This is a genomic window from Aeromonas sp. Prich7-2 (assembly GCF_017939255.1).
Lineage (GTDB): Bacteria > Pseudomonadota > Gammaproteobacteria > Enterobacterales > Aeromonadaceae > Aeromonas > Aeromonas caviae.
Window position 1 is genome coordinate 47186 of sequence record NZ_JAGKRI010000025.1, and the last position, 24144, is coordinate 71329.

At 65.5% G+C, this 24144-nt stretch carries 16 protein-coding genes; 9 read left to right on the plus strand and 7 right to left on the minus strand.

All coding sequences use genetic code 11. From position 1 onward, the window contains the following. Positions 1-73 precede the first annotated feature (73 nt). The 3 genes from serC to J9892_RS06150 form a co-directional block, all read right to left on the minus strand. Entirely contained in the window at positions 74-1162 is a 1089-nt protein-coding gene (serC, locus tag J9892_RS06140) for a 3-phosphoserine/phosphohydroxythreonine transaminase (protein ID WP_010674452.1), read from the minus strand. A gap of 224 nt (positions 1163-1386) precedes the next feature. Continuing rightward, positions 1387-2316, minus strand: a complete 930-nt coding sequence (locus J9892_RS06145; protein WP_010674451.1) for an FAD-binding protein — start codon at positions 2314-2316, stop codon at positions 1387-1389. A gap of 103 nt (positions 2317-2419) precedes the next feature. Further along, positions 2420-3169 (minus strand): electron transfer flavoprotein subunit beta/FixA family protein, encoded by a 750-nt coding sequence (locus J9892_RS06150; RefSeq protein ID WP_039038996.1) that lies wholly within the window; start codon positions 3167-3169, stop codon positions 2420-2422. A gap of 126 nt (positions 3170-3295) precedes the next feature. Here J9892_RS06150 and J9892_RS06155 point away from each other — a divergent pair, with 126 nt between their 5' ends. The 3 genes from J9892_RS06155 to J9892_RS06165 all read left to right on the plus strand — a co-directional run bounded on the left by J9892_RS06155 (position 3296) and on the right by J9892_RS06165 (position 6908). After that, positions 3296-4939, plus strand: a complete 1644-nt coding sequence (locus tag J9892_RS06155) for an electron transfer flavoprotein-ubiquinone oxidoreductase (RefSeq protein WP_210538093.1) — start codon at positions 3296-3298, stop codon at positions 4937-4939. Positions 4940-5354: 415 nt separating this feature from the next. Next, the gene (gene corA, locus J9892_RS06160) at positions 5355-6302 is read left to right on the plus strand and encodes a magnesium/cobalt transporter CorA (RefSeq protein ID WP_005301617.1); all 948 of its coding nucleotides are present in this window, start codon (positions 5355-5357) and stop codon (positions 6300-6302) included. 144 nt (positions 6303-6446) lie between these two features. Continuing rightward, entirely contained in the window at positions 6447-6908 is a 462-nt protein-coding gene (locus J9892_RS06165; protein ID WP_045524977.1) for a DUF2919 domain-containing protein, read from the plus strand. Positions 6909-6917: 9 nt separating this feature from the next. On the opposite strand, the gene J9892_RS06170 is transcribed toward J9892_RS06165, so the two are convergent. Next, positions 6918-7667 carry a hypothetical protein gene (locus J9892_RS06170; RefSeq protein WP_041215335.1) on the minus strand — a complete coding sequence of 250 codons (750 nt, stop codon included), beginning with the start codon at positions 7665-7667 and terminating at the stop codon, positions 6918-6920. A 215-nt stretch (positions 7668-7882) separates the two neighbouring features. On the opposite strand from J9892_RS06170, the gene J9892_RS06175 reads away from it, so the two are divergent. The 5 genes from J9892_RS06175 (at position 7883) to J9892_RS06195 (ending at position 14171) form a co-directional block, all read left to right on the plus strand. Beyond that, on the plus strand, positions 7883-9118 hold the full coding sequence (locus J9892_RS06175) for an MFS transporter (protein ID WP_210538094.1): 1236 nt from the start codon (positions 7883-7885) through the stop codon (positions 9116-9118). A gap of 60 nt (positions 9119-9178) precedes the next feature. After that, positions 9179-11152 (plus strand): siderophore amonabactin TonB-dependent receptor, encoded by a 1974-nt coding sequence (locus tag J9892_RS06180; protein ID WP_200163719.1) that lies wholly within the window; start codon positions 9179-9181, stop codon positions 11150-11152. A gap of 78 nt (positions 11153-11230) precedes the next feature. Beyond that, positions 11231-12247: an amonabactin ABC transporter permease subunit 2 gene (locus tag J9892_RS06185; protein ID WP_010674444.1), complete on the plus strand. Its 1017-nt coding sequence runs from the start codon at positions 11231-11233 to the stop codon at positions 12245-12247. A 12-nt stretch (positions 12248-12259) separates the two neighbouring features. After that, positions 12260-13309, plus strand: coding sequence for an amonabactin ABC transporter permease subunit 1 (locus J9892_RS06190; RefSeq protein ID WP_043155877.1), 1050 nt, complete (start codon positions 12260-12262; stop codon positions 13307-13309). 43 nt (positions 13310-13352) lie between these two features. Then, positions 13353-14171, plus strand: coding sequence for an amonabactin ABC transporter ATP-binding protein (locus tag J9892_RS06195; protein WP_210538095.1), 819 nt, complete (start codon positions 13353-13355; stop codon positions 14169-14171). Positions 14172-14261: 90 nt separating this feature from the next. Here the strand turns inward: J9892_RS06195 and J9892_RS06200 are convergent, their stop codons facing one another. Beyond that, complete coding sequence (locus tag J9892_RS06200; RefSeq protein ID WP_029314400.1) at positions 14262-14993, minus strand: 4'-phosphopantetheinyl transferase superfamily protein; 732 nt, start codon at positions 14991-14993, stop codon at positions 14262-14264. A 185-nt stretch (positions 14994-15178) separates the two neighbouring features. Here J9892_RS06200 and J9892_RS06205 point away from each other — a divergent pair, with 185 nt between their 5' ends. Next, on the plus strand, positions 15179-16117 hold the full coding sequence (locus tag J9892_RS06205; protein ID WP_010674440.1) for an iron-siderophore ABC transporter substrate-binding protein: 939 nt from the start codon (positions 15179-15181) through the stop codon (positions 16115-16117). A 205-nt stretch (positions 16118-16322) separates the two neighbouring features. On the opposite strand, the gene amoH is transcribed toward J9892_RS06205, so the two are convergent. Together amoH and amoG are read right to left on the minus strand one after the other, a co-directional pair. Continuing rightward, a complete protein-coding gene (gene amoH, locus J9892_RS06210; protein ID WP_200163718.1) occupies positions 16323-17867 on the minus strand; it encodes an amonabactin biosynthesis glycine adenylation protein AmoH in 1545 nt (514 codons plus the stop codon). Further along, on the minus strand, positions 17864-24130 hold the full coding sequence (gene amoG / locus J9892_RS06215) for an amonabactin biosynthesis non-ribosomal peptide synthetase AmoG (RefSeq protein WP_210538096.1): 6267 nt from the start codon (positions 24128-24130) through the stop codon (positions 17864-17866). Before amoG ends, amoH begins: the two co-directional genes overlap by 4 nt. Positions 24131-24144: the final 14 nt, after the last annotated feature.

The window sequence follows — 24144 nt, forward strand, 5'->3', positions numbered from 1 at the left end:
CAGCCTGGGTCAGGATGGGTCTGAAAAACAGACGCCGGGGAGTCCCCGGCGTCTGGCAATGGGGAGACACGCCTCAACCGTGGCGTTTGGCAAAATCATCCATAAAGCTGACTAGGGCCTTGACCCCTTCCAGGGGCATGGCGTTGTAGAGGCTGGCGCGCATGCCACCGACGATGCGATGTCCCTTGAGAGCCAGCAGACCGGCCGCTTCCGACTCCGCCAGGAACAGCTTGTCCAGGGCCTCGTTTTTCAGCTGGAAGGGCACGTTCATGCGGGAGCGGCAGGCCACATCCACCTTGTTGCCATAGAAGCTCGACTGATCGAGGTAGCCGTAGAGGAAGTCGGCCTTCTCCTTGTTGCGTGCTTCCATCGCCGCCAGGCCACCCTGCTCCTTGAGCCACTCGAACACCAGACCGGCCAGGTACCAGGCGTAGGTGGGGGGCGTGTTGAACATGGAGTCATTCTTGGCGGTGAGCTGGTAGTCGAAGATGGACGGCACATCGGCGCGGGCCTGATTTAGCAGGTCATCGCGCACGATGGCGATGGCCAGACCAGAGGGGCCGATGTTCTTCTGGGCACCGGCGTAGAGGATGCCGAAGCGGCTCACGTCGAGGGGACGGGAGAGAATGGTGGAGGAGAGATCCGCCACCAGGGGCACATCGCCGGTGGCCGGGATGTCGAACATCTCGATGCCATCGATGGTTTCATTCGGGCAGTAGTGCACATAGGCGGCATCGGCGCGAAACGCCGGCGTCGGCAGCAGGTGGGAGACTCCCTGCTCGTTCTTGGCCACCCCCTGGAAGGTCTGGATGTCACCGTATTTCTGGGCTTCATCCACGGCGCTCTGGGCCCAGACGCCGGTCACCAGGTAATCCGCCTTCTTGTTGGCGCCACCCAGCAGGTTCATGGGCACGGCGGAGAACTGGCCGCGGCCACCGCCGTGCATGAAGAGCACCTTGTAGTTGTCCGGCACCGCCAGCAGGTCGCGCAGGTCCGCTTCGGCCTTCTCGGCGACCGCCATATAGGGCTTGCCGCGATGGGAAAGCTCCATGACCGAGGCTCCCAGCCCCTGGAAATTACAAAATTCGCGCTGGGCGCGCTCCATGACTTCAACCGGCAACATGGCGGGGCCGGCGCAGAAGTTGTAAATCTGTTTGCTCATGACGCTTTCCGTGAATGGATGTGTGTGATCAGTGACTCGAACGTTTTTACACGACAGCCCCCCGTGGGGGCAAAGGCTTTTTGGGATCCAGCGCAACCTTTTGCCCCGGCGCCACCGGGCCCCCATCAGACAAAAGCCCTGAACGGGCCAGGGCTTGCAGAGAATATGCATGGAAACGGGGGCGAGACAGCACGGACGGCTTTCTTCGCCCCTTTGTGGCAAATTTACAGCTTGGCGGTGAGCTCCGGCAGCAGGGTGAAGAGATCCCCCACCAGACCGTAGTCCGCCACCTGGAAGATGGGGGCCTCGGCGTCCTTGTTGATGGCGACGATCACCTTGGACTCCTTCATCCCCGCCAGATGCTGGATGGCGCCCGAGATGCCCACCGCGATGTAGAGCTCGGGGGCCACCACCTTGCCGGTCTGCCCCACCTGCAGGTCGTTGGAGACATAACCGGCATCCACGGCGGCCCGCGATGCCCCGACGGCAGCCCCCAGCTTGTCCGCCAGAGCGTCGATGAGGGCAAAGTGCTCTTTCGAGCCGAGTGCCCGCCCGCCGGAGACCACCACCCGGGCCGCCCCGAGCTCGGGTCTGGCGGAGCGCACCGCACGCCGCTCGATGAGCCGGGTACGGCAGCGCACCTCGGCCACCGGCAGCGATTCCATCAGGGCACGCTCCTCCCCGGACCCGGCCTTGGCGAACGCTGTGGGCCGCACGGTGAGCACCTTGACGGGGGCGCTGCTCGCCACCCGGGCGATGGCGTTCCCCGCATAGATGGGACGCAGGAAAGTGTCGGGCCCCTCGATGCCGGTCACCTCGGCGATCATCTCCACCCCGAGCCTGGCCGCCACTCGCGGCAGCAGATCCTTGCCCTGGCTGCTGGCAGCCATCAGGCAGTGCTGGTAGTCCCTGGCCACCTCGGCGAGCAGTCTGTCGACCCCGTCGTTGAGCCCCTCCGCCAGCATGGGATGTTCCGCCAGCAGCACCCGGTTTACCCCCGTGAGGGCGGCGGCCTGCTCCCCCGCCTCCGTCAGCCCCTGCCCCAGCAGCAAGAGGTGCACCTCGCCCCCCAGGCGCCCCGCCGCCGTGACCAGCTGGGCCAGGTTGTCGGCGATCCGCCCCTGATGATGTTCCGCAATCACAAGTACGCTCATGGCAGCACCTTCATGTCATCCATTGATCCCTTGCTCCCCGGGGCCGCTGCCCCATGCATGGCGCTCACGCCTGCGGGAGGCATCCCTCTCATGCCCCTGCCCATCAGAGCACCCGGGCTTCGTGCTTGAGCTTGTCCAGCAGCTCGTCCACCGAGCCCACCCTGATGCCGGCGCTGCGCACCGGTGGCGCCATCACTCCGAGCTGCCGTGTCTGGCCGGCCGGCACTACCCCGAGGGCGGCGAACGGCTGGCTCTCCAGCGGCTTGCGCTTGGCCTTCATGATGTTGGGGAGGGAGGCGAAGCGCGGCTCGTTGAGGCGCAAGTCCACGGTCACCACGGCGGGCAGCGCCATGCCGAGGGTCTCGAGGCCACCGTCTATCTCGCGGGTCACCTGCAATTCCCCCTCCACCAGCCTGATGGCGGAGGCGAAAGTGGCAAGCGGCCAGTCATTGAGGGCGGCGAGCATCTGCCCTACCTGATTGTTGTCAGAGTCGATGGACTGTTTGCCGAGCAGCACCAGATCGGGCTGCTCCTGCCCGCACACCGTTTGCAGGGCCCGGGCCACGGTGAGCGGGGTCAGGGTCTCGCCGGTAACATAGTGCAACGCCCGATCCGCCCCCAGCGCCAGGGCATGGCGCAACTGCTCGGCCGCCGCCTCGGGGCCGAAGGTCACCACCACCAGCTCGGATGCCACGCCGGCTTCCCGCAGCCTGACCCCCTCCTCCACCGCGATTTCACAAAACGGGTTGATCCCCATCTTCACATTGGCGAGCTCCACATCGGAGCCATCCCCCTTGACCCGGATCCTGACGTTGTAATCAACGACCCGTTTGACTGCGACCAGCAGCTTCATGGCGGTCATCCCTCATACCTGTTGTGTGGGTCCACCTTGTCGTCACTCACTTTTCTGCTGACAAAGTGGTTTACGTTTACGTAAACTACCAGCACTACCCTAGGCCAAGTCGAGCGCAGAGGCAAGATGGAACGCGAAGCAATGGAATTTGATGTCGTCATCGTCGGTGGCGGCCCGGCAGGCCTGAGTGCCGCCATCGCATTGAAGCAGCAGGCCCCGGCCCTCTCGGTCTGCCTGCTGGAGAAGGGGGCCGAGATTGGCGCCCACCTCATCTCCGGCGCCCTGCTCGATCCCGTCGCCCTCAGGGAGCTGCTGCCAGAGAGCTGGCAGGAGGCCCCCCTCGGCATGCCGGTGACGGATGATCAGGTCCATCTGCTGCAAAGCGACAGCCGCTCCCTGCAGCTGCCCCACTGGGCGGTGCCACCCCGCATGCACAACGACGGCAGCCACATCATCAGCCTCGGCACCCTCTGCCGCTGGCTCGGCAAGCAGGCCGAGGCCCTCGGTGTCGAGATCTACCCGGGCTTTGCGGCGAGCACCCTCATCGTGGAGGAGGGCCGGGTACGCGGGGTGGTGACCGGCGATCTGGGCCTCGACAAGGAGGGCAACCCCAAGCCGGATCACGTGCCCGGCATGGCCCTGTATGGCCGCTATACCCTGTTTGCCGAAGGGGCGCGCGGCCACCTCGGCAAACAGCTGATCGCCCGATTCCATCTGGAAAATACCGCCCAGCCGCAGCATTACGCCATCGGCTTCAAGGAGGTGTGGCAGGTGCCTGCGGGACAATCCCATCCTGGGCGGGTGCTCCATGGCAGCGGCTGGCCCCTTGGCGAGGGAAAGGGCAACAAGAGTCAGGGGGGCTTCTATCTCTATCATCTGGCCCAGGATCTGGTGGCGGTCGGCCTTATCGTCGATCTCAACTACCAGAATCCCTGGCTCAGCCCCTTTGACGAATTCCAGCGTCTCAAGCACCACCCCCTCATCGCGGCAACGTTGCAGGGGGGCGAGCGCATCAGCTACGGCGCGCGGGCCATCACCAAGGGGGGCTGGCACTCATTGCCGCGCATGCACTTTCCCGGCGGTCTGCTCATCGGTTGTGACGCGGGCACCCTCGACGTCTCCCGCATCAAGGGGATCCACACCGCCATGAAGTCCGGCATGGTGGCGGCCGCGACGGTCGCCATGGCACTGCGAGGAGGGGATGAAGGGGGACGGGATCTGGCCGAGTTTCAGGACGCGCTGCTGCAAAGCTGGCTGACCCGGGAACTGAAGAGGGCCCGCAACGTCGGGGCCGCCCTGCACCGCTTCGGCCCCTGGCTCGGCGGCGCCTTCAACTGGCTGGAGCAGCGACTCTTTGCCTTGACCTCTCCTTTTACTCTGCTGGACAAGGAGCCGGATTACCGCCAGCTGCGCCTGGCCAGCCGTTGCCAGCCCATCGACTACCCCAAACCCGACGGCAAGCTCAGCTTCGACAAGCTCTCTTCCGTCTATCTGGCCAGCACCAGCCACGACGAGGATCAACCCTGTCACCTGACCCTTCAGGACGCGCGCATTCCGGTCGAGGTCAACCTGCCCACCTGGGCCGAACCCGCCCAGCGCTACTGCCCGGCGGGGGTGTTCGAGATCCTTGATGGGGATACCCGGCCAAGGCTGCAGATCAACGCCGCCAACTGCATTCACTGCAAAACCTGCGACATCAAGGATCCCAGCCAGAATATCGTCTGGACGCCGCCCCAGGGCGGCTCGGGCCCCAACTATCCCAATCTGTAACAGGCTTGCCCACGCACACCAGAGCAGATAACAAGGAGACGCAGCCCCGGAACACCGCCCGGAGACCGTTTCCTGCGCTTGGCCGGGGGCTGTCGCAGGGCGACCAGCAACCCGCCATTCCCGCCGGTGAGCCCGGGCCCTCCCCCACACCAGGGCGAACAAAGAAGGCGACGCCGGGATCGCCCGCATCGGGGTCGCCACGGCTGATCCGACCTCGCCGATTTTTTGAGCGAACAGGCTGAACCCCTGATGAATAGGCCCTGACAAGCGGGTCCCGCCCCTGTATAGTTCGCCGCATTCAGGTTGTCCATCGGCCTCGTTATGCTATTTCATGGGATCGCTTTCCGTGCGATCTAAGGCCGCATGAACCTGTGCAACCATCCCTGATTACCCATGACTTCTTAAGGGGGGACAGATGATCACCGCCTACATTCTCAACAACAAGGTGCTGGACATAGTCACGCTCGGGCCGGATGACATCGTTCCCGACAACACCGTCTGGCTGGATGCCTACAAGCCGGACACAGCGGAGCGAGAATGGTTGACGGGCCTGTTCCTGGAGGAGGTGCCGGACAAGGAGGAGCTCGATGACATCGAGGCATCCGCCCGCTTCTACTGGGACACCGACGGTCTGCACATCCACTCCCTGTTTCCCCAGCGCATCGGTCGCGACACCAAGGGTGTGCACGTCTCTTTTACCCTGCGCAACAACCTGCTGATCAGCATCCGCGAGGACGACATCGGCCTGGTGCGTCTGCTGCGCCACTACATGCGCCAGGACAGACTGGAGGTCGAAGACGCCCTCGACATCCTGCTGGAGGTGCAGAACCTCAAGGTGGAGTACCTCTCAGACCTGATCGAGGATGGGTACAAGACCCTGGAGAACACCGCCGATCAGATCTTCGAGCCGGACCAGATCAACCCCATGCTCAAGGAGCTGATGGCCCAGGAAGAGGCCAACGGCCAGATCCGTCTCTCCCTGCACGATACCCGCCGCGCCCTGCGCTTTCTCAAACGCAGCCTGCGCCAGCGCATGACGGGGGAGCAGAACAAGTGGATCGACGAGATGCTGCACGACGTGGAATCCCTGCTGCCCCATACCCAGTTCCTGTTCGACAAGATCAACTTCCAGCTGGAGGCCTCCATGGGGGTGACCAATCTGGAGCAGAACAAGGTGATCAAGATCTTCTCGGTAGCCGCGGTCATCTTCCTGCCGCCGACCCTTATCGCCAGCATCTATGGCATGAACTTTGGCCGCATGCCGGAGCTCGCCTGGGAATACGGCTATCCCCTCTCCCTGGTGCTGATGGTGATGTCATCGCTGGGCACCGGTCTCTTCTTCAAGCGAAAAGGCTGGCTGTGACGCCGGAACCCGGCAACTAAAGACTGCGGATTGGGGGGCATGGCCCCCCGATTAATTCCCGGCCGTTGCCGGCCTTGCAATGGCCTGCCCTGTGCCCCATATCCCCTTCATCACTCGCACTGCATGAATGGATACCGGGCCACCATGACCCTCTACCCCGAACACCGTTACGACGATCACGGCCAGTTGCGCCCCCCGCTCTGGTTCTGGCCCATCGCCCTCTTGCTGACCCGCTCGGTCTGGCTGTTTCTGATGGCGGGGGTCACCCGGGAGAGTGGCAGCGCCATCCTGACCCTCTTCTACCCGGACAAGCTCACCCTCTATGTCAGCCTGCTGACGGACGTGCCCGCCATGCTGGCGCTGCTCGCCTGCGGCGGCACCCATCGCCAGACCCACAGTGCCAGAGCCTGGCTCAGACGCCACAGCCGCGCTCTGCTGCTTTGCTCCACCGCGAGCGGCCTGGTGATGCAACTGCACAGCCTCAATCTGCAGCAGTGGTCGTTCAACTGGCCCACCGCCCTGGTGCTCATCGCCAGCCTCTGGGCGCTCTGGTATCTGCTAAGAAGCCGCCAGTTGCGGGATTACGCTCTGGATCAGCCCCACTGACAGGCTGGTTCACTGGCGCGTGACCCGGATCTGCAGGGTCTGGCGCTCGCTGCCGCTGGCCCTGCCCATGCCTGATGGATTGGCGATCGCGGCCTCCCGGCTGCCTTGGGTTGTGGAAAGCTCCCCCACCGTCAGCCACTGGCCCGGGGCGCCGCTCACCTCGGTGGCACTCTGGCCGGTGTGTATGTTGCCTCGCTCCACTCTTGCCTGTTCACTGCTGAGGGCCACCTGCACCCTGTCCCCTATCAGGGTCGCGGTGGCGTAGAGACCGTTCATCAGCGGCATCATGCCCACCACCCTTCCCCCCTGCCACTGGTAAAAGGTGACCGGCTGATAGGACCCCATCTGCAACAGCACGGGCCGCCCGGAGAGGCCACGCACCTGCCAGTTGTCACTCTGGCTGCGTTCATAGTGCCGGGCATCCCCCTCCAGCAGCCACTGCCGTTTGGCATCCAGGCCCAGCCCCACTCCGGCCTGCTGACTGCTGGAAGCGCCATCCACCCGCCACTCGATGAGCAGGCTTTGGGGCGGCTGGTTCACTTGCGCCAGGGTACGCTCGGCCTCCTGCAACTGGGCGGGGGTTCCGCTCAGTACCAGCTGGTTGCCCATGGCGCTCACCCCGAGATCCGGGTAGATCTCCTTGAGCGTCTGCACCGCGGCATCCGCCTCGAATACCGGTATGACCTTCACTTCGGCCCTCAGGGGCAATGCCAGCAACAGGCAGCACCCCAGCCCCCAATACCCTGATCCAGCGCGCATCTTCTCCTCCCGGCGTTCACCGCCACCCTCTCGCTTCCTGCCATCATGGTCCATGGCGCCCCGATTGCAACGGGCCTGGTATGCAACCCCATACAGAGGCACCTGATAAAGACTCGTTAAGATACCAATCAATACAAATAAAAATGGTTATCATTTGTTGTCACAACAAAAACCCTCGGATACAATTCGGACTCATTTTTTCGAGTCAGCCTCTGATGAAGCCAGAATCCGTCGCATCCACCCCTGCCGCCATCCACCTGGCGCTGCTCATCAACATGCTCTCCATGGGCTGCATGATGATGGTGATGCCCCTTGGCCCGGAACTGGTAACCCGCCTGGGGATGCTGCCGGAGCAGACAGGTTACTTCAGCGGCGGCGCCACCCTGGGCGCCGCCCTGCTGGGCCTCCTGGCCGCCCCCTGGCTCGATCGGGTCAACCGCAAACCCGCCCTGCTGGTACTGCTGGTCCTGCGCTTCCTGCTCTTGATGGCTTGCGCCCTGGCCGAGGATAGCCAGACCCTGCTGCCGCTTTTCATCCTGTCCGGCTGCGTGGCCGGCCCCCTGGGGGCCATCCTGATGGCGGCGGTGCTGGATCTGGTACCGCCCGCCGAGCGGGGCCGCCGTCTCGCTTACGTGGGCATGGCGTTTTCCCTGGCCGCCATTTTGATCGTGCCCGCGGCCCTCGTGCTGGCCCAGTGGTCTGGCTGGCAGAGCCCCTTCCTCTTGTTTGGTGCAGGCGGCCTGCTGCTGGCCCTGCTGTGTGCCATCTGGCTGCCGTCCCTGCCGGTCAACCGGGCCCCGGCAGGCCTGGGGATGCGCCAGTTGCTGGGGTCACCGCTCTGCCAGGGAGCCCTCTTCATCCTCTGCCTGCAGATGTTCGGCCACTTCCTGCTCATTCCGCACTTTGCCAACTACTTCCAGTTCAACCTGGGTTTCCCGCGCGAGCAGATCGCCAGCCTCTATCTGTGCGGCGGCCTTGCCAGCATGGCCACCATGCGCCTGTGCGGCGGCTGGATCGATCAGGGCCGCGCCCAGGGCGCCATCCTGCTCACCAGCCTGGCCCTCGCCCTGATCACCCTGGTGGGCTTTGCCTTGCCGGCAGGCCTGCCTCTCTATCTGCTGTTCACCCTCTTCATGGCCCTGAGCTCCGCCCGTGCCAGCACCACCCTCGCGGTCACGGCGGCCATTCCGGCCCCCCATCAGCGCGCCGCCTTCATGTCTTTCCAGGGCTCGGTCACCAATGTGGCCGCGGGCCTCGGCAGCCTGTTCTCCGCCAGATATCTGGTCTCCGACGAGGGGGGCGCCCTGCACGGTTTCCCCACCCTGGCCTGGATCAACATTGCGTGCACCCTGGTGGCCTGCGCCGGTGTCTGGTTCCTCATCCGGGGCCTGAAGCGCACAAGAAATAACAATAATCCTGCCTCTGGCACCGCCAGACAAGGAAGTCAGTGAGCACCGGATCAGAAGAATCCGGACCCCATAACCTCAGTTATATCCATGGAGTTTTTGACAATGCAGTTGCAGCACGGCCTCTTTAAACTGAACCCCATTCTGCTCTCCCTTGGTCTGCTGGCCGTACCGGGCCTGGCCCAGGCCGAGTCCGTCAAGGCCAACGAGACGGTGGTGGTCACCGCCACCCAGACCAAGCACACCGAGCTGACCGCCCCGGCCAGCGTCTCCGTGGTCACCCGCGCCGATCTGGACAAGATGAACGTCAACAACATCGGCGATGCCCTCAAGCACGTGCCCGGTGTCAACATCATCGGCACCAACCCCACGGGTCGCAACGAGATCAAGATCCGCGGCATGGGCGGTGACTACACCCTGCTGCTGGTCAACGGCAAGCGGGTCAACGCCCGCGAGACCCTGGGCAGCTCCTTTGGCAACGACTTCGACTTAAGCTCCATCCCCATGGCCGCCATCGAGCGCATCGAAGTGATCCGCGGTCCCGTCTCCTCCTTGTACGGGGCCGATGCCCTCGGCGGCGTGGTCAACGTGATCCTGCGCCAGGCCAAGGAGAACACCGAAGCGGCCGTCGGCTACACCCACACCATGCCCACCAAGGGGGATGGCGGGGATGCCAACCAGGGTAGCGCCTTCGTCTCCGGCGCCCTGATCGACAACAAGCTGCTGGGCAGCGTGGTGGTGGAAGGCTATCAGCGGGATCGCTGGAAGAGCGAGCAGTCCAACAACCCGGATGCCGACGCCCTGGAGAAACGGGAAGTGGTCAACGTGCTCTCCAGCCTGAAGTGGCTGGTGGCCGACAACCAGGACATCGACTTCGATCTGGGTTACAACCAGAACGACATGGACAGCTACTTCAACAACGTGCCCCGTGCCCCGACCGCACCGGCTACCCCCCACAACGTGCAGAAACTCGATCGCCTGAGCCTGGGGCTGACCCACAACGGCCGTTGGGAACACTTCGACAGCCGCGCTCGTTACTACTTCGAGCAGACCGATCTGATGGATGACTCCCAGCTCAACGGTGGCGCCGCCGACATCACCCAGACCAACCACACGGTCGACGGCCAGTTGAGCGGCTACCTCGGGGATCACCTGCTGACCTCGGGTGCAGAGTTCCGCAAGACCGAGCTGGAGCACAGCCGCAGCATCCAGAACGGCAGCGTGGATGCGAGCCAGAGCGCCCTCTACCTGCAAGACGAGTTCGGCTTTGGGGATCTGGCCCTGACGCTCTCCGGCCGTCTGGATCACCACGAGACCTATGGCAACGAGTTCAGCCCCCGTGCCTACGCCCTCTACTCCCTGAGTGACGAGTGGGTGATCAAGGGCGGCGCCGGCAAGGCGTTCAAGGCCCCGACCCTGGCCCAGTCCAGCGAAGGGTTCGCCACCACCGCCTGCCGCGGCGCCTGCAAGGTGATCGGCAACCCGGATCTGAAGCCGGAAACCTCCGTCAGCTACGAGCTTGGCACCGCCTACAACGCCGATCGCTTCGGCGCAGGGGTGACCGGCTTCCACAACGAGATCGAGGATCTGATCCAGAGCGATCAGTGGGGCCCGGGCTACCGTCCGACCGTCATGACCTACCTCAACGTCAAGAAGGCCCGCATCAAGGGGCTGGAGCTGACCGGCTGGTTCGACGTGCTGGACAACGTGCAGCTGACCGGCAACCTGACCCTGCTGGACTCCGAAGACAAGAGCACGGGTGACGATCTGGCCAAGACCCCGGATCACACCGGCAACATCGGCCTGGACTGGAAGGCGAGCGACGTGGTCAGCGCCAACCTGGCCTGGCAGTATGTCGGCAGCCAGCTGATCAAGGTGCCGGCCCGCAACGCCCAGGCATTCACCTCCAAGCACTACCAGACCCTGGACGTGAACACCAAGTGGACCGTCACGCCGGCCCTGGACTTCAAGCTCGGCATCACCAACCTCACCAACACCCAGCGTGACGAGGTGGCGACCTACGCCGACTTCATCCTGGAAGGTCGCACCGTCTACGCAGGGGTCGATTACAAGCTGTAATCCATCCTGTCTGCGGGAGCCCCGGTCGCGGGGCTCCCTTTTTGCGTTTCTGCCTCCCCGAATTCAAGGAGTCATTGAGTGCTCAGATACCAAGCTCGGCTGTTCTGGCTCGGCGTGCTGCTCCTCTTCCTGCTGATTTGTCTGTCACTGGCCACCGGGGCCGGTGTCTATGGTGGCCGCGAGGTCGCTGGTTTCCTGATGGGCGATCCCGCCTTCGTGGCCGATGAAAAGCTCGCCATGATAGTCCATACCCTGCGCCTGCCCCGTACCCTGGCAGCCCTGGTGGTGGGGGCATCACTCTCCCTGGCGGCCTCCATGCTGCAAAGTGCCACCCGCAACCCTCTGGCCGAACCCGGCCTGCTCGGGGTCAATGCCGGCGCCGTCTTTGCTCTGGTGATCGGCCTCACCTGGTTTGGCGTCGAATCCGCCTACGGGTATCTGCTCTGGTCCGGCATGGGGGCCCTGCTCGGCAACCTCATCGTGCTGGGCCTCGGCCTCATGGTGGGGCGCTCCAACCCCCTCAAGCTCATCCTGGTAGGCGTCGCCCTCTCCGCCACCTTCGGCGGTCTTTCCAACTTCCTGCTGCTCTCCAACCGGGTGGTGCTGGAGCAGTTCCGCTTCTGGAACTTAGGGTCCCTTGCCGCCTCCAGTCTGGAAGCGGTACTCACCGTGGTCCCCTTCGCCCTGGCCGCCCTGCTGCTGACCCTGGCGCTCTGTCGCCCTCTCACCCTGATGCAGATGGGGGATCACCAGTCCAGGGCCCTCGGCATCCGCCCCACCCGGGTGCGGATCGGCGTGCTCTTGGCCGCAACGCTCTTCACCGCCTGCGCCATCGCCATCGCCGGTCCCATCGGCTTTGTCGGCTTCCTCGCCGCCTACTGCGCCCGCCTGGTGGAGCCGGTTCGCCTCGCCATCCAGGTACGCTTCTCCGCCCTGTTCGGGGTGCTCTTTCTGCTCGGTGCCGATGTGCTGGCCCGCTGGCTGATCCAGCCCTACGAGCTGCCCAACGGCGTCATTCTGGCGCTCATCGGGGCGCCTGTGCTCATCCTGGTGGTGCGCAGCGGCGGCTTCCGCTCCCTGCTGGCCGTCAAATAAGGTGCCACGCCCATGAAGAACTCTCTCTCACTCCCGAGCGGCACCCTCTGCCTTCGCCTTGGCAGCCACACCCTGTTGCTGCACCGCCGCGCCTGGCTCATCACCCTGGGGCTCCTGGTCGCCCTCACTCTGCTCTCCCTGCTGGCCCTCACCCTGGGTTCCGGCAAGATCACCATGATGGGGGTGATCCAGACCCTGCTCGGGGAGGGAAGCCGACTCGATCAGGTAACCGTCTTCAAGATCCGACTGCCGCGCCTGTTGGCGGTGCTGGTGGCCGGCGCCGCCATGGGACTCTCGGGCTGCCTGGTGCAGACCCTGGTGCGAAACCGCCTCGCCACCCCGGACATGATAGGGGTCAACGAGGGGGCATCCCTTGCCATCATCATCTTCTCCCTCTATCTGACGCTGGGCACCTGGCCCTGGTGGGCCGCCCCCTTCGGCGCCCTGTTTGCCGCCGCCGTGCTCTATGCCCTGTGCAACAAGCCCGGGGAGCAGGGCTACCTGTTCGTGGTGATCGGCATCGGGGTCTCCGAGCTGATGAACGCCCTCGGCCAGTTCGTCATGTCCACCCAGTCCCTGGTGCACCTCACCAGCCTCTATCTGTGGAACATGGGCAACTTCGTCGGTCAGGGCTATGGCACCCTGCTACCGGTGAGCCTGCTGCTCCTGCTCATCTGTCCCTGGACCGTCTGTCTCTCCCGCTCCCTCGGCGTGCTGCGCCTGGGACCGGTGACGGCCAGCACCCTCGGGGTCAACGTGAACCGGGTCCAGCTCGGGGTGCTGGCCCAGGCCATCATCGTCGCAGCCCTTGGCACCGCCATCGGCGGCCCCGTGGTCTTCATTGCCATGGCGGCCCCCATCCTTGCCTCCTGGCTCAGCCGGGATCGCATCGTGCCGCTCTGGATTGCCGCCCTGTGCGGCGCCCTGATGCTGCTCGCCAGCGACACCCTGGTGCGGGTGCTGGCCAGCCCCCACGAGGTGGCCACCGGCATCATGACCCGCATTCTCGGCGGCCTGCTGCTGCTCTTCATCCTGCTCAAAGATCGCCAGAAGGCCGACTGACCATGGCATTCATCCATTTTCAATACAGACCGAGGGCCGCCCGATGACGCTCACCGTGAACCGACTCCAGTTCGGCTACCCGCAAAAGACCATCTTCAAGGAGATATCCTTCTCCCTCCCCCGGGGCAAACTGGTGGGGATCGTCGGCCCCAACGGCGGCGGCAAATCCACGCTGCTCAAGCTCCTTGCGGGACAGGAGCAGCCCCGGTCCGGGGAGATCCTGCTCAAGGAGAAGCCACTCGCTGCCTATGGCGCCAAAGCCCTGGCTCGGGAACTCGCCTATCTGCCCCAACGTCCCCTGGTCCCCCCCGGTATCCTGGTGGAGCAGCTGGTGCAATATGGCCGCCATCCCCATCAGGGCTGGTTCAATCAGTGGAGCGAGGAAGATGCCCGCATGGTGGACTGGGCCCGGGAGCGGATGCAGCTCGATGCCATCTGGCACCAGAGCGCCAGTTCGCTGTCCGGCGGCCAGGCCCAGCGGGTGTGGCTCGCCATGGTGCTGGCACAGGATGCGGACATCATCTTGCTGGACGAGCCCACCAGCGCGCTGGACATCGGCCACCAGACCGAGGTGATGGAGGCCATCCATCGGGTCGCCGCCGAGGGCAAGACGGTGCTTATCGTCATCCACGATCTCGCCACCGCCGCCCGCTACTGCGACGAGCTGATTGCCCTGGGGGATGGCGCCATCCAGGCCATGGGCCCAGCCCGGGAGGTGGTGACCAAGCCCCTCATCGATCGCCTCTACCAGACCGATGTGGACATACTGCACGCCCCCGGCGACGGGGCCCCTGTCATCGTGCCCCGCCGACGCGCTGACGAAGTGCCTCGCCTGCGCGCCGACCATGGCGTGTCGGCCTGAGCCATACCCTGTGCCAGAGAAAGAACCCGCCTGATGGCGGTTTCTTTCTCTGGGCTTTGCGTTGGCGTTATCCGGGCGCTGGCATCGTGCTCACAGCAGCAAGACGGTGAGCACGCCCCCCGGCAGGGCTTGCCAGTGCAGGGTGCAGCGCCAGCCAGCTGGCAGGGTCGGTGTCAGCGGGCATTTGAGCTCCAGGGTGAGAGTCTGCGCCGTCATGGCGAGCCAGCGGGCATCGAGAAAGTCAAAGTAGCGCCCCACCCGGGAATAGAGCCCCTTGAAGAGGCTTTCCTTGGCGGAAAACACCAGGGTCAGTCCCTCTGCCAGGCTCAGCTGGGCGTCGTGAACCCCCGCCTCCAGCCGCCCCCACTCCTCCCCATCCATGATGCCGGGCCAGAGCTGCGCCCCTTGGTCGCCATCGAGCCAGGCCTCCAGATCCAGCCCGATTCCCTCCTGGCCCGGACGCACCGCACACAGGGCCACCCCCTCTCCCGCCAGCCGGCTGTGGCTGATGCTCCCCTCCACCCCTTCAGGCCAGAGTGGCTCCCGGGCAGCGCCGATGGCCACGCTGCATCCTGCAAGACCGAAGGGTCGCAGGGCCTCACGGGCTGCGAGACGCCCTGCCAGAAACTCCCCGAGGCGCCTGGGGGCAGCCCCCTGCAATGAAGCAGGCAGGATGATGCCCTGCGCCCCAAAGCACTCCGGCGAGAAGGCGGCGGGATCAAAACAGACCCGATGAAGAGGCAGCGTCTCAAGACCCGGCAGGCACAAGGTATCGAATTGACGGACAAAGGGTCCATCGAGTGAGGGACAACGAGGCAACATGAAAGGCTCCTGACAGGGGCCTGCGATGGTACCAAAGCAAGCCGAGGTCATGCCACAAATACAAATGACAACGCTTCTCACTTGCTTTGTGGTAGCATGTCCCCGCCCATTCGGGGCTGGCCGGGCGGCTCTCAGGCACTTTTCACAGACTCCGGCCCACCGATTTCACCCATAAGGATGTCACCATGAAGATCTTCTCCCCGCTGGCCACCTTGCTCATGCTGGCCAGCCTGACGGGCTTCCAGGCCCAGGCGGGCAGCCGCCAGGTCATCGATGCCAACGGCCAGTCCCAGAGCGTCCCCGATGCGCCCCGGCGGGTCGTCGTGTTGAGCGAACTCGATCTCGACAGCGCCCTGACTCTGGGGGTGCAGCCGGTAGGCACCGTCAATGGACGCGGCCAGTCCACCCTGCCCCGCTATCTGCTGGACAAGGCGGGCAAGGAGATCGCCGTGGTCGGGGATCTGGACAACCCCAATCTGGAGACCCTCATCGATCTGGAGCCGGACCTCATCCTCACCGGCCAGACCAAGCCCGAGCTCCTGGCCCTGCTCAAGGAGATCGCCCCTACCGTCGTCACCGGCAACTGGGGCGAGCCCTGGAAAACCGTGTTCGGTCGCAGCGCCGACGCGATGAACCGGGGGGCCGAGGCCAAGGCGTTCCTCACCCGGTATGAGGCCCGCCTGGCAGAGGCCCGCAGCAAGCTCGCCAAGCATCAGGGGGAGCAGATGAGCATAGTGCGCTGGAACCCCAAGGGGCCGAGCTACATGCACGGCGGCACCTTTGCCAGCAGCGTGGTCACCGAGATGGGGCTCACCCGACCGTCCCACCAGATTGGCGACAAGAGCCCCCACTCCCCGGCCCTGAGCCTCGAATCCCTCAACCTGCTGGACGGTGACTGGCTGGTGATCGGCACCCTCAGCACCAGCGGGGATGCGGTGGATGCCATGAAGCAGGCCGAGCAGACCCCGGCCTTCCAGCAGCTCGGCGCCATCAAGGGCAAGCGCTTCGGCGCCGTGGACGGGTCTCTCTGGACCTCCACCGGCGGCCCCCAGGCGGCCCTCAAGGTGATCGACGACGTCGAGCGCCTGCTCACCAAACCGGATGCCGCCCCCATCGCTCACTAAGCCCCCTCGGTTTACAGCCAACAAGAAGCCCGCATGATGCGGGCTTCTTTTTATCCATCGCTCTTACCATCCGGCAAGACAGCTTACTCATGCAAAGGCAACGCCTTTCTGTCGAGCTTGCCACTGCCGGTCTTGGGCAGGGCATCCAGCAAGAGGATCCGTGCCAGCACCCTGTTATTGAGGCATCGAACCTGCAAGCCCTTTGTCACCCCGGTAATGGCAGCGCCTTTCTGTCGAGCTTGCCGCTGCCGGTCTTGGGCAGGGCATCCAGCAGGATAAGCCGTGCCGGCACCATGTAGTGCGGCAGCGTCGCCTGCAGCCCCTTGCGCAGGGCGAGGCGATTGAGAGTCACCCCGCTTTTCGCCTCCACGTAGCCCACCAGCATGGCATCGTCCCCCTCACCCACCAGACGCACCGCCGCCTCCTGCACCCCGGCCTGGCGGCGCAGCCCCGCCTCCACCTCCCCGAGCTCGATGCGAAAGCCCCGCAGCTTGACCTGATCGTCGCGCCGTCCCAGATAGAGGAAGCGGTCCGCCCCAAGGAGGCGCACCCGATCGCCGGTGCGATAGAGGCGGTGGGTGGCAAGGCGCAGGAAGGCCGCGCTGGTCAAGGCAGGCTTGCGCCAGTACCCCTCGCACAGGGCCGGGCTCTCGATGCAGAGCTCGCCGCACTCCCCCTCTGCCACCGGCTGCACCGCCTCGTCCAGCACCCAGTGACGATAGCCGGGCAGGCTGTGGCTGATGGTGATCTGCCCGCCAACCGGCGGCCAGCGCACCTCGCTCACCAGCGACCAGACGGTGGCCTCGGTCGGCCCGTAGCAGTTCCACAGCCGCCGGGTGCGGGCACAGAGCTGCTCGGCCAACCCTGAGTCCAGCGCCTCGCCACCGCACAGGGCGGTGAGGGTATTGCGCCCCTGCCAGCCCGCCTTGAGCAGCATGCGCCAGCAGGCCGGGGTGGCCTGCAGCCAGTTGATGGAGGGGTCGGCCTCGAGCAGGGCCAGCATCCCCAGGGGATCCTTGTTGTGCTCACCGCCGGCCACCGTCAGCCGGCCACCGCCCCAGAGCGGCCCCAGCATCTCCAGCAGCGAGATGTCGAAGGCCGGGGTGGTGATGAAGAGCCAGTGGCAGCCAGGTGAAAGCCCGAGCCGCTCGCGGATCCCGTCGAGGAAGCAGAGCAGGGCCCGCCGGCTGATGACCACCCCCTTGGGCTCGCCGGTGGAACCCGAGGTAAACATCATGTAGGCAGCCAGGGCGTCATCCACCTGGGGCCAGGAGACGGGCCCTGCCGCTGCCGGGCCATCGAGGGTACGCAGCGGACAGCCGAAGGCGGGAGCCGGCCTGTCGCCGTCGCAGATCACCGCCGACAGGCGCGCCTGGCGTGCGATCCCCTGCAGCCGCTCCACCGGAAAGTCCGGCTCAAGGGGTACGAAGGTGAGACCGAGCCGCAGGCAGGCCAGCAGGCTGGCCACCAGATCGGGGCTGCGGGAGAGATAGAGGCCGACCCGCTCCCCCACCGCCAGCCCCTGCAATCGGGCGGCAATCTCGCCGACCCTGACATTGAGCGCGCCGTAGCTGAGCCACTGCTCATCTGATCCGCCCTCACTGATGCCCTCCCCGCCCATACGGATGGCGGGGGCCAGCGGACTGGCGGCCAGACAGGCGGCCAGCCGCGCACCCAGGTTGGCCGCCCCCTCACGGGGGGCGGGCCGGGTTTGCACGAGTTGAGCCTTATGCTTGATGGTCACCGTCATAGTGCGGCCTCCGTTTGGCGCACCAGCCAGTGCCGATAGAGCCGGCTGGGGGATGGATGGGCCTTGAGGGTCTGCAGGCTGAGCGGCGCCCGCTCCTGGCCAAACGCCTCGTTGAGGGCCGCCAGCAGGGCGAGCTGCTGCACCGAATCCACCCCGAGTTCACACAAGGTCTGCTGCCAGATGCCGGGCACGCCACACTGGCGCTCCCACAGAGCCACCAGCACGCGGGCCTCGGCCGGCGGCTGAGCCAGACCGGGCTCCGTCCTGGTGGCGACCACCTGCGGCATCACCGGGGGCAGTGCCGTCGCCACCACACTGGCCGGTTGGCTCAGATCCGCCTGCGCCAGCCAGCCGAGCTCGACCAGCCAGTCAGCCAGCACCGCCTCTGCCCGTGCCTCGGGGATCTGCTCGCCATCGAACTCGAGGCGCAGCTGGAGCGTCTCACCCCGGCTGCTGACCACCAAGGAGAGCGGCAGCTCCACCTTCTCCACCACGGTGCCAAAGCGCGGCACTAGCTGGTGAGGTTCGGGGGCGGCAGGGGTTGCCGGCATGGGATAGTTCTCGAACACGAACAGGCTCTGGAACAGACGTGCCCGGCCTTTGGTCAGTGCCGCCAGCGACTGGGTGCCGTGCTCATTGAGCGCCATCAGGTCGGTCTGCAACCGGGCGATATGCTCGGCCAGGGTCAGCTCGGTGCACCACTCAAGCGCCAACGGCAGGCTGTTGATGTAGAGCCCGACGCTCGCGGTGATCCCCTCGATGGGATAGTCCCGGCCCGGGGTCACGTTGCCCACCAGGGTGACGGCATCGCCAGAGCGGCGTGCCAGCAGACGGTGCCAGACATATTGGGCCAACAGGCCCGCAGTCACGCCCAGGTCGCGGGCACGGCGCGCAAGCTGAGCTGCCACTTCGGCCGGCAGCGCCGTGGCGCACACCGCCGGTCGCTGCTGGGTATGGCGCCCGCTTGAGCCCGCGTCCAGCGTCACCCCGAACAGGCAGGCGAGATCGTTAGGCTTTGTTAGCAGCTCGCCACGCCCCTGCCAGTAAGCGTCGGCGCTGCGGGCTTGGCTGGCGATATGGCCACCAAATTCGAGCCAGGCGGTATCCGGCTCGGCTTGTGGCAGCAGGCCGTTCATCAGCGCCTGATAGGCGCGATGCAGGGAGCCCAGCAACACGGGACCGCTCCAGCCATCCAGCACGCCGTGATGGGCGCTGAAGATCACCTTGTGGTGATCGGGGGCCAATTTGAAACAGGCAAGGCGCAGCAGGGGGGCCTGCTCCAGCGGGATCGGGCGGGCCAGATCCTGCTCGCGGTATGCCTGGACCCGTGTCTCTGCATTTCCCACCTCGGACAAGTCCTCATAGTGGAATGGCAACTCGGCGTGCTTGAGAATGCGCTGCAGCGCCACCCCGTCCGCCAGTACCAGTTCGCTGCGAAGGGCCGGCCAGCGGGCAATCTGCCCCTGCCAGGCCTGACGGTAGACCGCCACGTCCAGCGGCTGGTGATAGTCGATTTCGGTCTGCAGGTGATAGGCGTGATCCCGGGGCAGCAGCGCCCTGTGATGGAACATGCTCTGCTGAAGCGAGGTCATGGGCAGCAGGGTCTCCACCTCGCGCCCTGCCAGCACCCGATCGAGCCCAGCTTGCGAGAGGTCAAGCCCCGGGAAGTCGCTCGGGGTATGGCGCGGCGCCTTCAGGTTGCAGCAGTGCTCCACCAGCGCCGTCAGGTTGTCCGCCAGCCGCGCCATCAGAGCGTCGCTCCCTTGCTGGTTGAGGGCGCCGACCTGGCGCAGGGTGAGGCGGCCATCAAACACGCCCCCATGCAGACTGACCAGTTCCCGCGGCAGGTTGTCAGGGGACGTAGGTGCCCCCGGCGCCAGCGGCAGGGGCTGCCAGGGCTGAGCGGCCTCGCCCTGATGGCTGACCCCCAGGTAGTTGAAGACGATCAGGGCTTCGGGCAGTGCCCAACCACGGGGGTGGTGCAGTCGCAGGGCGTTGAAGCCCACCCCCTTGTCCGGCACGGCGCGCAGCTGTTCCTTGGTGGCGCACACCAGCGCATCCCACTCCTTGGCATCCGCCAGCGCCAGCGGGTAGGTGCTGGTGAACCAGCCCAGGGTACGGCTCACGTCCAGTTCCGCATCGATGGCCTCACGGCCGTGCCCTTCCAGCATCACGCAGTGACGGCTGCCATAACCCTGCTCGCTCAGTGTACGAGTCAGTGCCGCCAGCAGCAGGTCGGGCACCCGGGTGAAGTAGGCCTGGTTGGCGGTGTCGATGAGACGGGCCGTGGTCTCCTGACTCAGCTGCAGCAGGCTGGCGGCGGCGCGGCCATCGGCGGCGCGCGCCGTTTCCAGCAGGTGACCCTGGCTGCCTTCCCCCTGAGCCAGCCAGAAGCCAAGCTGATCCTCTTCCCGTTTGGCGTAGGCCGCGAGCCCCTCGCCCCACTGGCGATAGCTGCTGCCCTTGGCGGGCAGCGGCTCGCCCCTGCTCACCCGTGCCAGATCTTCGGCCAGAATGCGCCAGGAGACCGCATCGATGACCAGGTGGTGGAAGGCGAGGAAGAGCCCCTCCACCGTCTCGCCCTCCCGCTCACCTTCCAGAGAGAGATTCCGCAGGCGGGCCCAGGCCAAAGTGTGGCCGCTGGCAGGGTCGAGCTCTCCCTGCTGCTCGGTCAGGCGGGCTTGCAGCTCGGCCTCATCGAGATTGGCGGCATCAAGGGTCGGCAGCGGCGGCAATGGCAGTTCGGCCAGGTAGCGCTGGCCGGTCGGGGTCACCGCCAGGCGCAGGGCATCGTGGTGCTGGCGCAGGGCATTCAGCCAGCCGCGCAGGTCCTCATCGTCCACCCCGGCCGGCAGGCGCAGGATCACCCCCTGGTTCCAGTGACCGGATTTGGCAAAGCCCTGCTCGAAGAACCAGTGCTGAATGGGGTGGAGCGGGAACTCGCCGGTCAGGCTGCCCTGCTCGCTCCTGTGGCTGACCGCCTGCTGCTGGCCGAGCTGGCGGCAGAGGCGGCGCACCGTCTTGGCTTCGAACACGTCCTTCACGCTGCAGTGCAGCCCCGCATCCCGCAGCCGGGTGGTGAGCTGGATGCTGAGGATGGAGTCACCGCCCAGACGGAAGAAGTCATCCTCTACCCCGAGCGGTTGCTTGAGCACCCCTTGCCAGATGGCGAGCACGGTCTGCTCCAGTTCGTTTTGCGGCTCGCCCTTGCTCTGCTGCCAGACGATGGCAGGCAGGCGGCGCAAGTCCAGCTTGCCGTTGGGGGTGAGCGGCATCTCGGGCAGCCAGCAGAGGCGCGCCGGCACCATGTATTCGGGCAGGCACTCGCCGGCTCGCTGCAGCAGGGCGTCGCCGTCGGGCTCCCTTGCCCCGGCCTGCAAACAGGCGTAAGCGAGCAGGCGACCCTCCTGCACCACCACCTTGATCTGGCGGATGACCGGGCACAATTCGGCAAGCCGGGTCTCTATCTCACCCGGCTCGATACGATAGCCGCGCAGCTTGATCTGCTCGTCTATCCGGCCCAGATACTGGATGTTGCCGTCGCGGCGCAGCAGGGCCCGATCGCCGGTGCGATAGAGGCGATGGGTACGATCCTCCGCCAGCGCCAGCTCGATAAAGGCCTCCTGGGTACGCTCTGGCAGATTGAGATAGCCGCAGGCCAGCCCCAGCCCCGCCAGGCAGAGCTCGCCTGGGACCCCCACCGGGCAGAGGTTACCCGCCTCGTCCAGGATCAGCGCCTTCAGGTTGTTGACGGGGCTACCTATGGTGATGGGCGCCCCCGGAGTGAGCTGCGCGCAGAGCGCGGTGACGGTGCACTCGGTCGGGCCGTACATGTTGAATAGCGCCACCCGCTCTCCCCAACGCTCCACCAGGCTGCTCGGGCACGCCTCGCCGCCAAAGCCGATGGCCTTGAGGGAACCGAGATCCGCCGGTGGCAGCAGGTTCGCGAGCAGGGCGGTCGGCAAAATCATATGGCTGGCGCCCTTGCTGATGGCGGCAGCGATCACCCCTTCCCCCGGCTCGCCGAAGTGCAGGGCCGCGCCGCAGTACAGGGGCAGCAAGCTGGTCATGTTGCCGGCATCAAACGAGAGGGACATGCAGTTGAACATGGCCCCGTTATGATCAATGGCGATGCGATCACCGTGATCCGCCATCAGGTTGACCAGGCTGCCCTGCTCCACCATGACCCCCTTGGGCAGGCCGGTGCTGCCGGAGGTGTAGATGATCTGGGCCAGCATGGCGGCGTCCCGAGGCAGTGCGGGCGTGCTGGTTGGCATCTTGTCCAGCGCCAGCTGGTGCAGGTTGTGATACTGGGCACCCGTGCCCACCAGCGCCTCGGCAAGCCGCGGGTCCGGCACGCCACCCAGCACCAGGCTGATGGCTGCATCGCCAAGGATATGGGCCAGCCGCTCGGCGGGATAGGCAGGATCGAGCGGTACATAGGCCGCCCCCGCCTTCCAGCAGGCGAGCAGTGCGATGGCAAAGGCGACATCCCGTCTGGCCTGGATGCCGATGGCGGCGCCCGGGGTAACGCCACAGGATTGCAGCCAGTGGGCCAACTGGTTGGCACGCACCTCCAGCTCGCCATAGGTCAACGATTGCGCGCCCTCGCTCACCGCCAGCGCGTCCGGCAACTGAATAGCGCGCCGCTCGATATGACAGAGCAGGGTGTCGCGGCTCGGGTAGTCTTGCGGCAAGTCGGCAAGCTGTGCGGCCAGCGCGGCCTGGTCGGTGCCCGCTTCCAGCGGTAGTTGCCAGATGTCGGTCTCGGGGGCCGCCACCACGGCGCGCATCAGGTGCAGCAGGCGATCGGCATAAGCCTGGATGGTCTCTCGCTCGAACAGGGCGGTGGCAAACAGCCAGTCCACCCGGACGGAGTCCATCAGCTCGGTCACCTTGACCGATATGTCGGTCTTGGCCGGCAGCACAGGCGAGGTCTCCTCCACCAGCTGGCAGCCGGGGATGAGATCGTTGAAGTCCACCTTGGCCTGATAGACCAGCATGATCTGGAAGATGGGGTTGATGGCGGTGGTGCGATCGGCGCCGATGGCCTCGGCCAGCGCCTCGAAGCGGTAGAGCTGGTGATCAAAGGCCGCCAGATCCTCCTCCCGGCACTGCTGCAGATAGTCGACAAAGCTGGGCTTGCCGCTGAGTTGAGTGCGCAGCACCAGGGTATTGACGAAAAAGCCCACCAGCGACTCGATCTCGTGGCGCTCACGATAGGCGAGCGGGGTGCCGATCACCACCTCCTTCTCGCCGCTCTGGCGCACCATCAGCAGGGCAAACAGGGCGTGCAGACCGATAAAGTTGGAGGTGCTGTGGCGTTGGCAGAGGCGCTTGAAGCTCTCCCACTGGTCGCTCTCGATGGTGGAGAAGACCAGCTCGCCGCCGCTGTCCTGATGGGCCGGGCGCGGCTTGTCGAGCGGCAGACCGTGAACCTCGGGGCTGCCACCGAGTCGATCGACCCAGAACGGCTTGAACTCGGCGTGATAATCGAGAAAACGGTCCGAGTTGAACCAGCGGGCATAGTCGATGTAGGTGAGCGGCAGCTCGCTCACCTGCAGGGGCTCGCGGTTCTGATGGGCAAGAAAGGCGCGCTTGAGATCCGCGAACATGTTCTTGACCGACCAGCCGTCGGAGATGATGTGGTGCTGGGTGATCAGCAGCACGTGCTCGCGGCTGCCCAGCCGAATAAGGTGCACCCGGCTGAGATCCCCCCGGGTCAAGGAGAAGGGGCGTCCAATCTCTTCCCGCACCCGGCGGGCCACATAGGCCTCGCGCTCGGCAATGGGCTCTGCGCTCACATCCTCAATCTGCAACGTGAAGGGCGTATGGGGCAGGATCTCCTGCGCCCCCCTGCCCGCCTCGTCCTTGATGAAGCGGGTGCGCATGCTGGGGTGGCGGGCAAACAGGTGGTCGAAGGCAAACTCCAGCGCCGCCGTGTCCAGCTCTCCCTTGACGCGAAAATAGACCGGCATATTGTAGAGGTGGGAGGCCTCCTCGTACTGCTCGATAAACCAGAGCCCGCTCTGGGACGAGGAGAGCGGCCCCTGCCGGGCGCCCTCGGCGGCGATAGGTTCTTCGAAGGCGGCACGGGCCGCCAGGCAGCGCACCAGCTCATCCTTGTGGGCCTTGATGGTGGCACCGATGGCCGGCGTCACCGCCTCCTTGCTCGACTGGGAGATAAGCTGACCTTTGTCGTTCAGAGCCAGCTTGACCCCCTGCCGTTCCAGCTGTTTCAACAGCAAAATCATATTGTTCATCTGTTTCTCAAGCC

What these genes read in the sequence shown, in the direction of transcription:
- J9892_RS06200 (WP_029314400.1), bottom strand. Translation starts at nt 14,993, where the DNA reads ATGTTGCCTCGTTGTCCCTCACTCGATGGACCCTTTGTCCGTCAATTC.
- J9892_RS06145 (WP_010674451.1), bottom strand. Translation starts at nt 2,316, where the DNA reads ATGAGCGTACTTGTGATTGCGGAACATCATCAGGGGCGGATCGCCGAC.
- J9892_RS06150 (WP_039038996.1), bottom strand. Translation starts at nt 3,169, where the DNA reads ATGAAGCTGCTGGTCGCAGTCAAACGGGTCGTTGATTACAACGTCAGG.
- corA (WP_005301617.1), top strand. Translation starts at nt 5,355, where the DNA reads ATGATCACCGCCTACATTCTCAACAACAAGGTGCTGGACATAGTCACG.
- amoH (WP_200163718.1), bottom strand. Translation starts at nt 17,867, where the DNA reads ATGACGGTGACCATCAAGCATAAGGCTCAACTCGTGCAAACCCGGCCC.
- serC (WP_010674452.1), bottom strand. Translation starts at nt 1,162, where the DNA reads ATGAGCAAACAGATTTACAACTTCTGCGCCGGCCCCGCCATGTTGCCG.
- J9892_RS06175 (WP_210538094.1), top strand. Translation starts at nt 7,883, where the DNA reads ATGAAGCCAGAATCCGTCGCATCCACCCCTGCCGCCATCCACCTGGCG.
- J9892_RS06170 (WP_041215335.1), bottom strand. Translation starts at nt 7,667, where the DNA reads ATGCGCGCTGGATCAGGGTATTGGGGGCTGGGGTGCTGCCTGTTGCTG.
- J9892_RS06190 (WP_043155877.1), top strand. Translation starts at nt 12,260, where the DNA reads ATGAAGAACTCTCTCTCACTCCCGAGCGGCACCCTCTGCCTTCGCCTT.
- amoG (WP_210538096.1), bottom strand. Translation starts at nt 24,130, where the DNA reads ATGAACAATATGATTTTGCTGTTGAAACAGCTGGAACGGCAGGGGGTC.
- J9892_RS06165 (WP_045524977.1), top strand. Translation starts at nt 6,447, where the DNA reads ATGACCCTCTACCCCGAACACCGTTACGACGATCACGGCCAGTTGCGC.
- J9892_RS06205 (WP_010674440.1), top strand. Translation starts at nt 15,179, where the DNA reads ATGAAGATCTTCTCCCCGCTGGCCACCTTGCTCATGCTGGCCAGCCTG.
- J9892_RS06195 (WP_210538095.1), top strand. Translation starts at nt 13,353, where the DNA reads ATGACGCTCACCGTGAACCGACTCCAGTTCGGCTACCCGCAAAAGACC.
- J9892_RS06180 (WP_200163719.1), top strand. Translation starts at nt 9,179, where the DNA reads ATGCAGTTGCAGCACGGCCTCTTTAAACTGAACCCCATTCTGCTCTCC.
- J9892_RS06155 (WP_210538093.1), top strand. Translation starts at nt 3,296, where the DNA reads ATGGAACGCGAAGCAATGGAATTTGATGTCGTCATCGTCGGTGGCGGC.